Annotated in this window: 11 protein-coding genes; 9 read left to right on the top strand and 2 right to left on the bottom strand. The window is 69.4% G+C overall.

What is annotated here, in order from left to right:
* Positions 1-40 precede the first annotated feature (40 nt).
* The 7 genes from M1D46_RS01605 (at position 41) to M1D46_RS01575 (ending at position 6,952) form a co-directional block, all read left to right on the top strand.
* Positions 41-1,333: an ABC transporter substrate-binding protein gene (locus M1D46_RS01605; RefSeq protein WP_456286392.1), complete on the top strand. Its 1,293-nt coding sequence runs from the start codon at positions 41-43 to the stop codon at positions 1,331-1,333.
* 70 nt (positions 1,334-1,403) lie between these two features.
* A complete protein-coding gene (locus tag M1D46_RS01600) occupies positions 1,404-2,333 on the top strand; it encodes a carbohydrate ABC transporter permease (protein WP_456286391.1) in 930 nt (309 codons plus the stop codon).
* 1 nt (position 2,334) lies between these two features.
* Positions 2,335-3,180: a carbohydrate ABC transporter permease gene (locus M1D46_RS01595; RefSeq protein WP_271174147.1), complete on the top strand. Its 846-nt coding sequence runs from the start codon at positions 2,335-2,337 to the stop codon at positions 3,178-3,180.
* 34 nt (positions 3,181-3,214) lie between these two features.
* Positions 3,215-4,078 (top strand): ketose-bisphosphate aldolase, encoded by an 864-nt coding sequence (locus M1D46_RS01590; RefSeq protein ID WP_456286390.1) that lies wholly within the window; start codon positions 3,215-3,217, stop codon positions 4,076-4,078.
* Positions 4,079-4,105: 27 nt separating this feature from the next.
* Positions 4,106-5,305: an ADP-dependent glucokinase/phosphofructokinase gene (locus tag M1D46_RS01585; protein WP_456286389.1), complete on the top strand. Its 1,200-nt coding sequence runs from the start codon at positions 4,106-4,108 to the stop codon at positions 5,303-5,305.
* Complete coding sequence (locus M1D46_RS01580; RefSeq protein WP_456286388.1) at positions 5,302-6,276, top strand: class I mannose-6-phosphate isomerase; 975 nt, start codon at positions 5,302-5,304, stop codon at positions 6,274-6,276. Before M1D46_RS01585 ends, M1D46_RS01580 begins: the two co-directional genes overlap by 4 nt.
* Before the next feature lie 106 nt (positions 6,277-6,382).
* The gene (locus M1D46_RS01575; protein WP_456286387.1) at positions 6,383-6,952 is read left to right on the top strand and encodes a hypothetical protein; all 570 of its coding nucleotides are present in this window, start codon (positions 6,383-6,385) and stop codon (positions 6,950-6,952) included.
* Between the two features lie 86 nt (positions 6,953-7,038).
* On the opposite strand, the gene M1D46_RS01570 is transcribed toward M1D46_RS01575, so the two are convergent.
* Positions 7,039-7,275, bottom strand: a complete 237-nt coding sequence (locus M1D46_RS01570; protein ID WP_456286386.1) for a hypothetical protein — start codon at positions 7,273-7,275, stop codon at positions 7,039-7,041.
* Positions 7,276-7,416: 141 nt separating this feature from the next.
* On the opposite strand from M1D46_RS01570, the gene M1D46_RS01565 reads away from it, so the two are divergent.
* Complete coding sequence (locus M1D46_RS01565; RefSeq protein ID WP_456286385.1) at positions 7,417-9,225, top strand: phosphatase PAP2 family protein; 1,809 nt, start codon at positions 7,417-7,419, stop codon at positions 9,223-9,225.
* 80 nt (positions 9,226-9,305) lie between these two features.
* Here the strand turns inward: M1D46_RS01565 and M1D46_RS01560 are convergent, their stop codons facing one another.
* Positions 9,306-11,987, bottom strand: a complete 2,682-nt coding sequence (locus tag M1D46_RS01560) for a carbohydrate-binding protein (RefSeq protein WP_456286384.1) — start codon at positions 11,985-11,987, stop codon at positions 9,306-9,308.
* Positions 11,988-12,171: 184 nt separating this feature from the next.
* Here M1D46_RS01560 and M1D46_RS01555 point away from each other — a divergent pair, with 184 nt between their 5' ends.
* Positions 12,172-14,268, top strand: coding sequence for a glycoside hydrolase family 36 protein (locus tag M1D46_RS01555; RefSeq protein ID WP_456286383.1), 2,097 nt, complete (start codon positions 12,172-12,174; stop codon positions 14,266-14,268).
* The last annotated feature ends 13 nt before the right edge of the window (positions 14,269-14,281 follow it).

Raw genomic sequence — 14,281 nt, 5'->3', positions numbered from 1 at the left:
AAGAGCGCGGAATGCCGCAGGATCTCGAAGAGGAGAGACCATGGCAATTGATCGGAGTGCGGCCCGGCGGGCGCGAGTCGTCGCCGGCATCGCGACGGCTGCAGCGTCGGTCCTGGCGCTGTCCGGCTGCGGCGCGAACGGCGACTCGGGGGCGTCTGGGGGAGACGTCACGATCGAGTTCGCCCAGTGGTGGGAGCCGGAGCTGCCCGACGGCGAGTTCCGCGCCCTCATCGACAGGTTCGAGGAGGAGAACCCCGGCATCACGGTGGAGCTCGTCAGCGGTCCCTACGCCTCGACGAAGGAGCAGCTCTTCGCCGGCGCCGCCTCGGGCACGATGCCCGATGTCGTGGGCCTCGACGGTGCCTGGGTCAACGACTTCGCATCGAAGGGAGTGATCGCCGATCTCACGGCCCTGATGGCGGAGTACGACTACGACGACAGCGAGCTCGCGAGCCAGATCAAGGTCGACGACAAGACCTACATGATCCCGGTGGTCAACTTCGTGTACCCGATGTTCACGAACGACGGCCTGCTCGCGGAAGCCGGCGTCTCCGAGCCGCCGTCGACCCGCGAGGAGTTCGCCGACGCGGCCGAGAAGGTCTCGGCACTCGACGGAGACGCGTCGGGATGGGTCCTGCCGCTGTCGCTCGAGGCGCCGAACGGCGTGCAGAACGACGTGATGTCGTGGGTGTGGGCCTCGGGCGGCTCGATGCTCGACGGCGGTCAGCCGGACCTCACGAATGACGACGTCGCCTCCGCGATGGAGTTCATCGAGGGGATGTGGGACGCGGGCTCGATCGCGTCCGGCAGCTTCACGATGAAGGAGCAGGACAAGGTCGAGGAGTTCACGAACGGCCGCGTCGGGATGATGATCGACTCGCTTGCGCACATCAACCTCATCCGCGAGACGAACCCCGACCTCGAGTTCTCCATCTCGGCCATCCCCGCCGAGGAGGGCTACGAAGGCGAACGCGGCATCCCCTACGCGTCGTGGGGCATCGGCGTCGCAGAGAACTCCGAGAACAAGGAGGCGGCGTTCAAGCTCGTCTCGTTCCTGATGGAGTCGGAGACGAACTCCGAGCTGTCGACGATGGCGAACGCGTTCCCCGGCAACACGGAGTCGGTGCCCGACTTCGTCGCGGATGACGAGCTCTTCGCGAAGGCCTTCGAGATCTACCAGGCCGGCTATCCCGCGAACGAGTTCACCGGTCTGCCCGTCGCGGAGGAGCTCATGCGGCTCCTCGGCGAGCAGCTCCAGTCGGCTCTCGACGGTCAGCAGTCGATGCCGGACGCGCTCGAGAAGGCGCAGGAGTCCTGGGAAGCCGAGTTCTGATCCCGTTCCCGTTCGGTCGGATGGCGCGCGGCGGCGCGCGCCATCCGATCCCGACAGAGGTCGACGCCACATGAGCATGCAGACATCCTTCGCTCCCGACACGGAGACGCTCGTCACGGGTGCCCCGCTGTCGCGGAAGCGCCGCCAGCTGCGGAAGGCCGGCGAGTCCTACGGCTTCCTCGCCCCGACTCTCATCCTGCTCTTCGTCCTGATGATCGTGCCGATCGTCATGGTGATCGGGTACTCGTTCCAGGACGAGGCCGTGATGGGGTCGTCCTCCGGGCTCGTCGGGCTCGAGAACTACATCGCCGTCCTCTCTGACTCGGGGTTCTGGAAGGCGACGGGCAACACCGTCTTCTTCACCGTGGTCAGCGTCGCGGCGCACCTCATCCTCGGCCTGGCGTTCGCGATGCTGCTCAACAGCCCCCTGATCGGAGCGGTGCCGCGTGCGATCTTCCGCGCGCTCTACGTTCTTCCGTGGCTCTTCACGGCCGCGGTGATCGCGGTCCTCTGGCGGATGCTGCTGGCTCCGAACGGCATCATCAACTTCCTCCTCAGCACCGACGTCGAGTGGCTCGCCTCTCCGCAGCTCGCGCTGGGCACGGTCACCTTCATCAACATCTGGGCCGGCTACCCGTTCTTCATGGTGAGCCTGCTCGCGGGCCTGCAGGGCATCCCGAACGAGCTGAACGAAGCGGCGACGGTCGACGGCGCCAATGCACCCCAGCGGTTCTGGAACGTGACCATCCCGCAGCTGCGCCCCATCATCGTGAGCCTCGTGCTGCTCGATCTCATCTGGACGTCGCAGCAGTTCGCGCTGATCTGGATGACCACGGGCGGCGGGCCCATCGACGTCACCGAGGTGCTCAGCACATTCACCTACAAGCTCGCGTTCGCCGAATACGACTTCTCGCTCGCCGCGACCTCCGCCGTCCTCGTGCTCCTCATGTCGATGGTGCTCGCGGTGTTCTACGTCCGCCATCAGAAGGCGAGGGACTGACATGGCGCTCTCCGTCACCGCCCGCACGCGCACGGCGCGCACCGGCGTCATCATCGGGCTCCTTCTCGGCGCGGTCTTCGCCGCCGGGCCGGTGCTCTGGATGCTCTCGAGCTCGTTCAAGTCGAACACCGAGATCTTCGAGCTGCCCCCGCGGCTCATCACGGACTCGTTCTCGCTCGACGCCTACGTCGCGATCCTCACGACGCCCGAGACGGTCCGCTTCTTCCTCAACAGCTACATCGTCGCGGGAGCCGTCACGCTACTCACGCTGGTCGTGGCCATCCAGGCGGCGTACGCCTTCAGCCGATTCGAGTTCCGCGGCAAGCGCGTGCTGAACGTCGTGATCATCAGCGTGCAGGCAGTGCCGCCGATCACGCTGCTCATCCCGTACTTCGGCCTGGTCGTCGCACTCAAGCTCTACAACACGTACCCCGGCCTCATCCTCACCTACATGGTGTTCACGCTGCCCTACGCGATCATCATGATGACCGGGTATTTCAACACCCTGCCGCGCGAGCTCGACGAGGCCGTCCGGATGGACGGCGCCGGCTCTCTCACGGCGCTCTGGCGGATCCTCGTGCCGATCTCGGTGCCCGGCATCGTCTCGGTGGGGATCTACACCTTCATGATCGCGTGGAACGAGTACCTCTTCGCGCTCACCCTCACCCGCACCACCGACATGCGCACGGTGCCCATCGGCATCCAGCTGCTCATGGGGCAGCACTCGTACGAGTGGAACCAGATCATGGCGATGAGCATTCTCGGCTCGATCCCCGTGCTGATCCTCTTCCTGGTGCTGCAGCGCTTCTTCATCAGCGGTCTCACGGCCGGCTCCGTGAAGAGCTGACCGACCTCGCCATCCATCAACAAGGAGAATCACATTGCTGTACACCGGTAGGTCCATCCTCGACGTCGCCAACGAGCACGCCTTCGCCATCCCCGCCTTCAACATCAGCGACTGGGCGATGTTCAAGGGGATCATGGACATCAGCGAGGAGAAGGACGCGCCCGTCATCATCGCCATCCACCCCGACGAGGTCTCCCACATCACGACCGACCTCATCCCGGCCATGCACGCGCGTGCCCATCGCTCGAGCGTTCCGGTCGCCATCCACTGGGACCACGGCGGCACCTTCGAGCAGATGATCACGGCCATCCAGGCCGGCTTCACGTCGGTCATGATCGACGCCTCCCTGCAGCCGTTCGACGACAACGTCGCCCTCACGCGCAAGGTCGTCGAGGCAGCGCATGCCGTGGGCGTGCAGGTCGAGGGCGAGCTCGGGACGATCGGGGCGAACGACAGCTACGGCGAGGCCGGCGCGGCCGAGATCATCTACACGAACGTCGACGACGCGGTCCGGTTCGTGGAGGAGACCGGCGTCGACAGCCTCGCGATCGCGATCGGGACCTCGCACGGTCTCTACCCCGCCAACAAGAACCCCGAGCTGCGGCACGACCTGCTCCAGGAGATCAAGGCCGCCGTGGGCATCCCTCTCGTCCTGCACGGCGGATCCGGCAACCCGGACAGCGAGCTGGCGCGCGCGGTCTCGCTCGGCATCAACAAGATCAACATCTCGAGCGACATCAAGGTCTCGTACCACAACCGCATGCGCGAGGTCCTCGGCACCGACGTGCGCCTGCGCGAGCCGAACGCCATCCAGCCGGAGCCGCTCGAGGCGATGAAGGTCACGGCGGCCGAGAAGATCGACCTGTTCGGAGCCGCGGGCAAGGCCAACCTGTACTGATCGTCACAGAAGACGGAAGGAGCCGGCGTGGGATCCGATCTGGTGCTGGGGCTGGGCGGGACGGTCGACTACGAGATCCGCTGGGACACCGACGTGGTCAACGCGCTGGTCGGCGAGCTCGGCATCGTCCGCGCGGAGCTGACGGCCGACGAACCGATCGTCGATGAGCGCACGCTCGTCGCGGCGATCCTCGCCTTCGCCGCCGTGGGAACGGGCGGCGAGCGCTTCGTCGCCACGTCGGAGATCGTCGAGCGGTTCGCCGCGCGGTTCTCGACCTCGGTCACCCTGGGCGGGACGGGGGTGCGGGCGGGTCTCGCGCTCGACCGACTCGGTGTCCCGAGCACCCAGCACCTCGTGAGCATCGACGACACCGTGCGCCGGCTCCTCCCGTCGTCGATGCGCGTCGTCAGCTCCGCGACGCGCGACACCCTCGATCCGCACCTCATCGTGCAGTACCCGGCCGGTGCGCGAATCCGGCTGGCGGATGGCGAGGTCGTCACGCCGAGCGCCAATCGGCTGATCTTCGCGAACGATCCGCCGAACCGCGAGATGGCGATCGCGGATGGCCTGGGCGACGCCCTCGCGACGGCGGCGGTGTTCCTCGTCTCGGGTTTCAACACGATGCAGGACGACCGGCTGCTCGTGCGGCGCCTCGATGAGCTGCGGTCCGCCATGCGACGACTGCCGAGCGACGCCGTCGTGTACTACGAGGACGCGGGCTTCTACCGGCGCGAGTTCTCGCGGGAGATCCGAGCACGGCTGCTCGATCGCATCGACGTCTACGGCATGAACGAGGACGAGCTGCAGGAGTACCTCGGTCGGAGCGTGGATCTCCAGGACGCGGACGATGTGGTCGTCGCGCTGCGTGACATCCATCGGCTCATCCCCGCGCCGGCCCTCGTCGTGCACACCCGCACGTGGGCTGTCGCCGTCGGCCCCGAGGCGGAGCGTTACCGCGATGCTCTCGAGAGCGCGGTTCGGATCGCCGCGACCCGATATCGACTCGGAGACGGCTTCGCGCCATCCGATCTCGACGCGACCGACCGGTGCCCGCGGCATCAGAGCGGCGCCCTCGTCGTCGATCGAGTGCGTGCGTCGATTCCCGGCTCCGCCGGGGTCGCCGGATTCGACATCGACACGTCGTCGCCGACGACGATCGGGCTCGGGGACACGTTCGTGGGCGGCTTCCTGTCGGCGTTCGCGCCCGCGAGGAGAGCGGCGGCATGATCCACGAGCTCGGCCCCAATCGACCGCCGGAGAGGTTCTATCGCGGAGGTCGGGCCATCGCCGCCTTCCGCGGCGAGCCGTCGGCCGCCGAGCGGGAGCCGGAGGACTGGATCGGGTCCGTCACGACCGTCCGCGGGGAGGCGGAGCTCGGGCTGACGCGGCTGCCCGATGGCAGGCTGCTTCGCGACGCGGTGGCGGAGGATCCCGTCTCCTGGCTCGGAGCGGAGCATGCGGCCCGCTGGGGTGCTGATGTGCGGCTCCTCGTGAAGCTGCTCGACGCGGGCCAGCGGCTGCCTGTCCACGCGCACCCCGACGACGGGTTCGCCGAGCGCCATCTCGGCTGCCGGCACGGCAAGGCCGAGGCGTGGTACATCCTCCAGGGCGGCACCGTGCACGTCGGGCTCACGCGGGAGGTGTCTGCCGACGAGCTGGCCGATCTCGTCCGCTCCCAGGATGTCGACGCGCTCCTGGGCCTCCTGCACGCGGTGCGCGTGGAGCCGGGGGACGTCGTCTGGGTGCCGCCGGGTGAGCTGCACGCCATCGGCGAGGGCGTCTTCCTCCTCGAGCTGCAGCAGCCCGAGGACCTGTCGATCCTGCTCGAGTGGGAGGGGTTCGCGATCGACGGCGCGACAGAGGGGCACCTGGGCCTCGGCTTCGACAGGGCGCTCGCCGCGGTGAATCGTCGCGCCCGTCGCGTCGAGGAGCTCGCGGAGCTCGTGCGTCCGGCACCCGTCCGGGGGTCGGTCTTCCCGCAAGAGGCGGACCCGTACTTCCGGCTCGAGAGGCTGCCAGTGGACGGGCAGGCGACCGTCGCCGCGGGCTTCTCCCTCCTCGTCCTCGTGGAGGGCTCGCTCGTGATCGACGGCGCGCGGGCCGCCGTCGGCTCGACCTTCCTCGTGCCCGCAAGCCACGGACCGGTCGAGGTCTGCGGCGTCGGCGAGCTGCTCGTGGCTCGCCCGCCTGCCCCCTGACCAGGGCAGAGGCCGACCCCGCTCGACCCGTGGGAGTGGGACGGCCGGGCCTGACGTTCGGCGTCCCGCGCGCGTGCGCCGTGCCATCCGCTTCTCTCCTGGCAGGATGACCCGGATGATCGCCGTCGAGATCGCACCCGTGACGCTGCCGGACACCGTCGACGCGCGCGACGCGCGGGATTTCCTCGACTACCTCGAGGTCGCCGCGACCGTCATGCGGGAGCAGAGCGGCGCCGGCGTCGGCGCGCAGAAGCCTGCCGACGCACTCGAGCGGCTGCGCGGCGCGACGTGCGTGCCGCTGCTCGCGCGGATCGCCGGGCGGGCCGCGGGAGCAGCGCAGTTCATGGCACCGGCCGACGGGGGAGCGCTCGCGAGCATCAGCGTGTTCGTGCCGCGTCGCGATGCCGGCATCCTCGAGGCGATGCTCATCAAGGCCGTCGAGGAGCAGGCGCGGGCGCACTGGTTCGCGGCGGTCCGCGCGGTGAGTCTGCATCGGCCCGATACGGAGGGCGACGTCATCCCGGCGGCGGATGGCGGTGAGGCGGCTCCGCGCGACCCCCAGGCGCGGGCGCTCGCGGAGTCGGGCTATGCGCTCGAGACCGTCACGCGCCATCCGACGGGCTGGGGCGACCTGGAGTACCTCGCGGCCGAGTGGCGGAAGGACCTCGCCGCATAGACGGCGGGCGTCCGATCACGAGGGCGCGCCCCGCTGTCCCCGTTATGACTAGGATTCGGCGGCTACGAGCTGCTCCGACGTTTCGCTCACGTGCGGCGCCGGGCGATCCAGACGCCGACAGCGAGAACGACGATGCTCGCCGCCGCCCAGGCCCACACGTTCGTGGGCAGGCCGGTGACCGACATGAAGGTCGTTGTGCAGAACGAAGCAGCCGGAGTCGTCGCGTCAGCGCAGTATCCAACGGTGATGACAGGCGCGAGCAGAAACGCAACCGCGAGCAGCGCGGCGCTCGTGCCGACGATGATGCGACCGCGGCGCGACACGACAACAGAGTGTCATATCCACAGCGGGGAAGGCGTTTCCCGACTGTTCACCGCCGTCCGCGAGCCTTCCGGCATCCCCTCCGCGGCCATCTGACCGCGCCCGCCGCGAGTCCGACCCGACGGACTCAGGAAGGAAGATCCGTGCCATCCGCATTCCCTCGTCGCAAGGCCGTTGCCTGCGCTGTGCTCCTCCCGCTCCTCGTCGGCCCCGCCTTCGCGCAGCCGGCCTTCGCCGCGAAGGACGACGACCTCGTCGACGCGTCGGCCATCGAGCCGCGCGCGGCGGCGTACGGCGCGTTCGTCGACACGTACCGCCAGAACACGACCGACTTCACGACGCCCGAGACGAACCCGGCAATCGGCGTGCTCTCCGAGATGCTCGAGTACTGGACGCCCGGCACCACCTGGAACGACGGCACGGTTCTGAACGCCCAGGTGCATGAGCAGAACATCGCGGCGATCGAGAGGATCACGCAGAACCGCACCGACGAGGAGGCCGACGCCGCCTATCTCGCCGACCGCCGTCACCAGAGCTACTCGATGATCGAGGGGCTCGAGGAGGACGCGCAGGAGTTCCGCGACCTCGCGAACGCGGGCACGACCATCCTCGACGAGATCCCCGCCGACGCGCTCACGACCAAGTACGACGACCGCGGCAACGAGAACGGCGCCTGGGCCGATGTCGACTCCGAGCTCGGCAGCGTCGTGCAGCTCGTGAACACCGTGCGCGGGCCGTGGGCGACCTCCAACCGCGCCAAGGAGTACTACCAGTACATGCGCCCGTTCCGCTGGAGCGACGACGTCGTGCTCGTGCCCGAGCTCGAGCCGGTCAAGAAGCCCGAGGCGGAGGCCGCGTCGGACGGCGGATTCCCGAGCGGGCATACGAATGCCGCCTTCCTCGCGGGCATCGCGCTCGCCACGGCCGTGCCCGAGCACTACGACGACCTCCTGCTGCAGGCGTCCGACCTCGGCTACAGCCGTGCCGAGGCCGGGATGCACTCGGCGCTCGACATCATCGGCGGCCGCATCCTCGCGACCGGCCTCGCCGCGGCGACCCTCGCCGACGACGAGAACGCCGAGCTGATCGCCGAGGCGACGGCGGACGCCGACACCGCGCTCGAGGCCGAGCTCGATCTCGACACCGACCGCGACGCGTACCAGGCGCGCCTCGCGGAGTACCTCGCGAACACCACGTTCGGCCTCGACCCCGTCGGCGAAGCGGGCGTCGCGCCGGTCGTGCCGGAGGGCGCCGAGGAGCTCATCCGCACGCGCTATCCCTACCTCGACGACGCGCAGCTGCGCTGGGTGCTCTACTCGACCGCGCTCGAGTCGGGTCTCCCCGTCGCGGATGACGCCGAGGGCTGGGGCCGGCTCAACCTCTTCGCCGCCGCGAACGGCTTCGGCGCATTCGACCGCGACGTCGCGGTCTCGCTCGACGCGACGGCGGATGGCTACGGTGCGGTGGACGTGTGGCGGAACGACATCGACGGCGCGGGGTCGCTCACGCTCGACGGCACGGGCACGCTCATCCTCGCGGGCGAGAACTCCTTCACGGGCGGCGTGCGCGTGAAGGGCGGCGAGCTCGTCGCGACGACCGCGACCGCGCTCGGCACCGCCGACGTCGAGCTGCAGCGCGGCGTCGTCCGCGAGCAGGCGGATGGCACGCTCGAGGTGGGTGGGGAGCTCACGCAGAAGAAGGGCGCGACGCTCGCGCTCACGATCGAGGACGCCGCCGCTCCCGCCCTCTCGGTCGACGGCCAGGCGAAGCTGCGCGGCACGCTCGCGGTCGACGTGTCGGCGCTGGCCGAGGTGCCGGCCGAGCTGCCGCTCATCGAGGCCGCGAAGTTCCCGGGCGCGCTTCCGTCGCTTGAGGTCACGGGGCTGCCGGAGGGCTACCAGCCGGAGCTGCGCATCGAGGGCGGCGTGCTCACGCTGGTCGACGCGCGCTGACATGTCGGCGGGCGGGGAGAACCCCGCCCGCCCGCCGGCTGGGTGGGTGAGAGGACGCGACCCCTCACCCACCCGGATGCTCAGCCGAGCGGCTGCGTCGTCGGCGAACCGAGCACCATCGGCGCGACGATCAGCTTGTCGACGCGCGGGGCCTCGTCGTCGGCGCTGAACACGCGGAGCGGCTCGCCGTCGCTCGACAGGGTCACCTGCATGCTGCGCTCCAGGAAGCTGTTCCAGCTGAAGGTGTGGCGGTGGTAGCCGTGCCCCACCTCCTGGTCGCCATCGGCGATGTCGAGGCGGAGGTCGACCACCTGCGGGTTGTACGGGTGGGGCGAGGCGAGGCTCGCGTTGGAGTACCAGACCGACACGGCGTAGTCGCCGGCGCTGTCGAAGCCCGCGGAGCGCGCGAACTCGATCGCGTTCCCCTCGCCGCCGCCCAGACCGTCGACGTAGCCGCCGCCCGTCGCGTTCGTGCCCGTGGCGGGGGCGAGCGTTCCGGCCTGCGCGGTGCCCGTGAGCTGCCCGTCCTCTGCCTCCAGGACGACGCGCGCGTCGTCGGCGGCGCGGACCCGCGTCGTCGTGACGCTCTCGATCGCGACATCGCCCGACGAGCGCAGCTCGATCTCGTTGATGCCCTCAGCGAGGTGCACTCGGGCCGTCGACTCCCAGCTGCCCTTTCGCTCGCTTGCGAGTTCGACAGGCGAGCCGCCGTTGATCGTGACCTCGATCGCGCCCGCGCGGCCGCTCTCGTAGGCGACCGACAGGTCGTAGTAGCCCGAGTCCATCGCCGTGACGTAGAGGTCGGCGCGCCCGCTGTCCGACAGGCTCGCGAATCCGGACGCCTTCTTGCCCTTGTACGCGATCTTCGCCCCGTCGTACAGACGGAACGTCGAGGCCGGGTGCACCGTCGGCTCGCCGTCGGTCACATCCGTGAGCAGGAAGCGGTCGAGCGTGACGTCGGGGTAGGGGAGAAGGTTCTCCCCATCCGCGGTGGTGCGGAGCGTGAGCTCGTGCGTGCCCGCGGTGAGCTCGACAAGGGTCTCGCCGCTGCCGCGGTAGTTCCAGTGCAGGTCGGCCCGGTACTGCACCGTGCTCGCGTATGCGCCGTCGACCCACAGGGCGTGCTGGCCGGGGTTCTTGTTGGAGGCCCCGATCGCCTGGAACCGGTAGAGACCGTCGCGCGGCACCTCGACCGTCCAGGTCGCGGTCGAGTCGAGCGTCTTGAACGCGCGCACGTCCTGGTTGCCGGAGGCGAGCCACGTCCAGCCGCCACTCGCCTTCGGGTCGTGGCTCTGCACGTACGAGCCGGTGATCGCGGTGCTCTCGGCCTCGACCGTCGCGCTCCAGGGCTGCGCCGCGAGATCCTGCTCGACATCGTGCGTGCCGGCCGGAGTGATCAGCACCTGGTAGGCCGCGTAGCGGTTGAACGTGTCGACCGGGATCGTGAGCTTGCCGCCCGCGAGCGCTGCGCCATCCGCCGCCCAGACGAGAGCCGGGGTGTCGGCGAGCCCCTGCGCGCCGACCGTCGCGATCTCGCGCACCTCGACGTCGACCCGGTTGCCGAACACCTTTCGATCGAGCCCTTCGAGCGACACCTCGACGTCGGCGTCCGTCCCGCCGAGAAGCACGGTCGCGCGCCGGTTCTCGTCGTCGACGGCCGCGATGCCCTGCAGAGTGTCGGCGGTGTCGGGACGCGGCGGCGTCACACGCACGGTCTCCGACCCCTCGAGGTCGCCGTACCACTTGAACATCCACCACCCGGCGTTCGCGCCGTTCGGCCGCGAGGAGTTGTCGGAGAAGTTGCCCGAGTAGCCCCAGTACGCGGTCTGGGCGTCGACCTTCGTGTCCTCGAACATCGAGAACCACTGGATGAGCTGACCGGGCTGCCCCATGTCGCGCAGCATCCCGTACTCCGTGATGTTGACGGGGATCGGATCGATGCCCTTCGATGACTCGATCCCGCGGAACTCCGCGAGATGACCGCGATAGGTCGCGAGATTGTCGATGCCGAGCTCGTGCCAGATCCACACGTCGGGGACGGATCCGTCGGCGATCGCGTAGTCGAGGAACTCCGTGCTCGGCGTCTTCCGCCAGTGACTGTCGCCGGGGCCGCCGATGCGCGGCCGGTCGAGACCGTGGCGCGCGTAGACCTCCTCGATCTTCTCGTGCACCGCGGTCCAGTCGGCGAAGAACTGCTCCTTGTCGGCCGCCCAGTCCGAGTACCAGATCCAGTCCGGCTCGTTGAACGGGATGAAGGTGTACTCCTCGGGGTGGTCGGATTGCGTCGCGACCGCCTCGGTGACGAACTCGATCACCTCGAGGTAGTCCCAGACGCCGTTGGCGCCCTCGGTGTAGGAGCCGGTCGCGACGTCGTAGGTGCGGTCGTCGCCCGGGCGGACGCCGCTGTTGTACGGCCACTCGGGGTAGTAGTCCTGCTGGTAGATGTACAGGTCCTCGCCGTGCTTGTCGAAGAACCCGTCCTCGATCTTCAGCGTGTCGCCGCCGGGGTGCTGCGTGCCGTACGGCGGCTTCTGGGACGTGTTCGTGATGTGCGCGCCGTTGATCAGCGCCTGAGTCGGAGCGCCGTCGTCGCCGAACCCGTACAGCGTTCCGCTCGCGCCTCCGCGGAACTCTCCGGTGCGATCGGAGAAGTCGACGGTCAGGCGCTCCGCGTCGGCCGCGACCGCGGGTGGAGCGGCGAAGCCGCTCGTGACCAGCGCAGCGGCAGCGAGCGTCGTCGCCGCGCCCAGTGTTCTCTTCATGGGAAGGGATCTCCTCTTCATCGAGTCGGGTGCTTCGGCTCACCACTGGGAGGCGACACTAGCAACGCGTGATAACGATTACAAGACAGACTTGATAGCGATTTCAGAATCCGCTACGTTCGCCTCTTGAAATCGCTATCAGCGACTCGACCGGGTCGCGTGGACCGCAATGACGAGGAGTGACGTGACCGAACAGCTGGCGTGGGGAGACGGCGACCTGACCCTCACCTTCGGATGGGCCGACGACGCCCCCGTCCATCTCGCGGCTCTCCGGATGGGCGAGCGCGCGCTGCCGCTGTACCGCGTCCCGCTCGTCGAGATCCTCACGGCCACGGCCGGGCACCTGCCTGCGTCGGGCCGCCTCTCGCACACCGAGCTCGGTGCGCGCCTTCGCCACATCGATCATGAGGTCGATGAAGACGGGCGCCTCATCATCCGCCAGCAGGCCGACGGCGTCGAGGCGGTGACCCAGCTCGAAAGGCTCGAGGGCGCTCCTCGGGCCGTCCGCGCGCAGACGAGTGTGCGCGCGGTCGGAACCGACCCTGTCGTCCTGCGGTCGGTGACGTCATGGGCGGGCGGCTTCACGGCGCGCGACGCGAGCGGGCCCGAGAAGCTCGACGGGTGGGTGCGCGTGTCGGGCGTGAGCGACTGGCTCGGGGAGGGGCGCTGGTGCCGCACGCCGCTGCGCGGGCCGGACTTCCCGCACCTCGCCGAGCACCTCACGGGGCACAACCCGCGCGGCGCCTGGGCGGTGAGCTCGGACGGCACCTGGTCGACGGGCGCGGACCTGCCCGTCGGGGGGCTGGAGAGCGCAGCGCTCGGGCTGGCGCTCGTGTGGCAGATCGAGCACAACGGAGCCTGGCGCAGCGAGATCGGCGAGGACACGGACGGCGGGTACCTGAGCCTCTCGGGGCCGACGGACACCGACTCGTCGTGGACGCGTCGGCTCGCACCGGGGGAGGCCTTCGAGACGGTTCCGGTCGAGCTCGCCTACGGTCGGGACTTCGAGGACGCGCTGGGCGCTCTCACGGACTTCCGCCGCTCCGCGCGCCGCGCCCACCCGGACAACGTCGCGATGCCGGTCGTCTTCAACGACTACATGAACACGCTCAACGGAGATCCGACGACCGAGCGGCTGCTCCCGCTCATCTCCGCGGCGGCCGAGGTGGGGGCCGAGGTCTTCTGCATCGATGCGGGCTGGTACGACGACAGCGGTCACTGGTGGGACACGGTCGGAGAATGGCGGCCCTCCCGCACCCGCTTCCCGGGAGGTCTCTCGGAGGTGGTCGACGCCATCCGCGACGCCGGGATGGTGCCAGGGCTCTGGCTCGAGCCCGAGGTCGTCGGCGTGCGCAGCCCCGTCGCAGAGACGCTTCCGCGGGAGGCCTTCCTCCAGCGTCACGGACAGCGGATCGTCGAGCACCACCGGTACCACCTCGACCTGCGGCACCCGGCGGCGGTCGCTCACCTCGATGCGGTCGTCGACCGCCTTGTCGCCGACTTCGGCGTCGCGTTCTTCAAATTCGACTACAACGTGAACCCCGGTGCGGGAACCGACCACGACGCCGACAGCCCGGGCGATGGGCTCCTCGCTCACAACCGCGCCCACCTCGCCTGGCTCGACGGCGTTCTCGACCGCCACCCCGGACTGGTGATCGAGAACTGCGCCTCGGGAGCGATGCGGATGGACTTCGCGATGCTCTCGCGGCTGGCCATGCAGTCGACCTCCGACCAGCAGGACTTCCGGAAGTACCCGCCGATCGCAGCCGCGGCTCCGATCTCGATGCTGCCCGAGCAGGCGGCGAGCTGGGCGTACCCGCAGCCCGACATGAACGCGGAGGAGCTCTCGTTCAGCCTCGTCACGGGACTTCTCGGCCGGTTCTACGTGTCGGGCTACCTCAACCGGATGACCGACGCACAGCGTGAGGTCGTCGCAGCGGCCGTCGCGCAGGCCAAGTCGCTGCGCCCGCTCATCCGCAGCGGCAAGGCCCATTGGCCCCTCGGGCTTCCGGGATGGACCGACCCGTGGGTCGCGCTGTCCATCCGCTCGGAAGGCGAGGAGGTCGTGTCGGTCTGGCGCCGGGACGGCGAGAGCTCGACGTCCCTGTCGTTCCCGCACCTCATCGGCGCCGACGTGGAGGTCTCGCCGGTGTTCCCCCTCCACCTCCCGGCCTGGCGGACGACGTGGGACGCCCCCTCCGGGACCCTGGCGCTGCACGCCGGCGATGCCGATCTCGCCGCGCGCACCATCCGCCTCAGCGTGGGCACCCCGACCCGCTGACCTCTCTCCGGTG

It is taken from the genome of Microbacterium sp. JZ70 (assembly GCF_053903225.1).
This window is presented reverse-complemented; position numbering and strand designations above follow the sequence as displayed.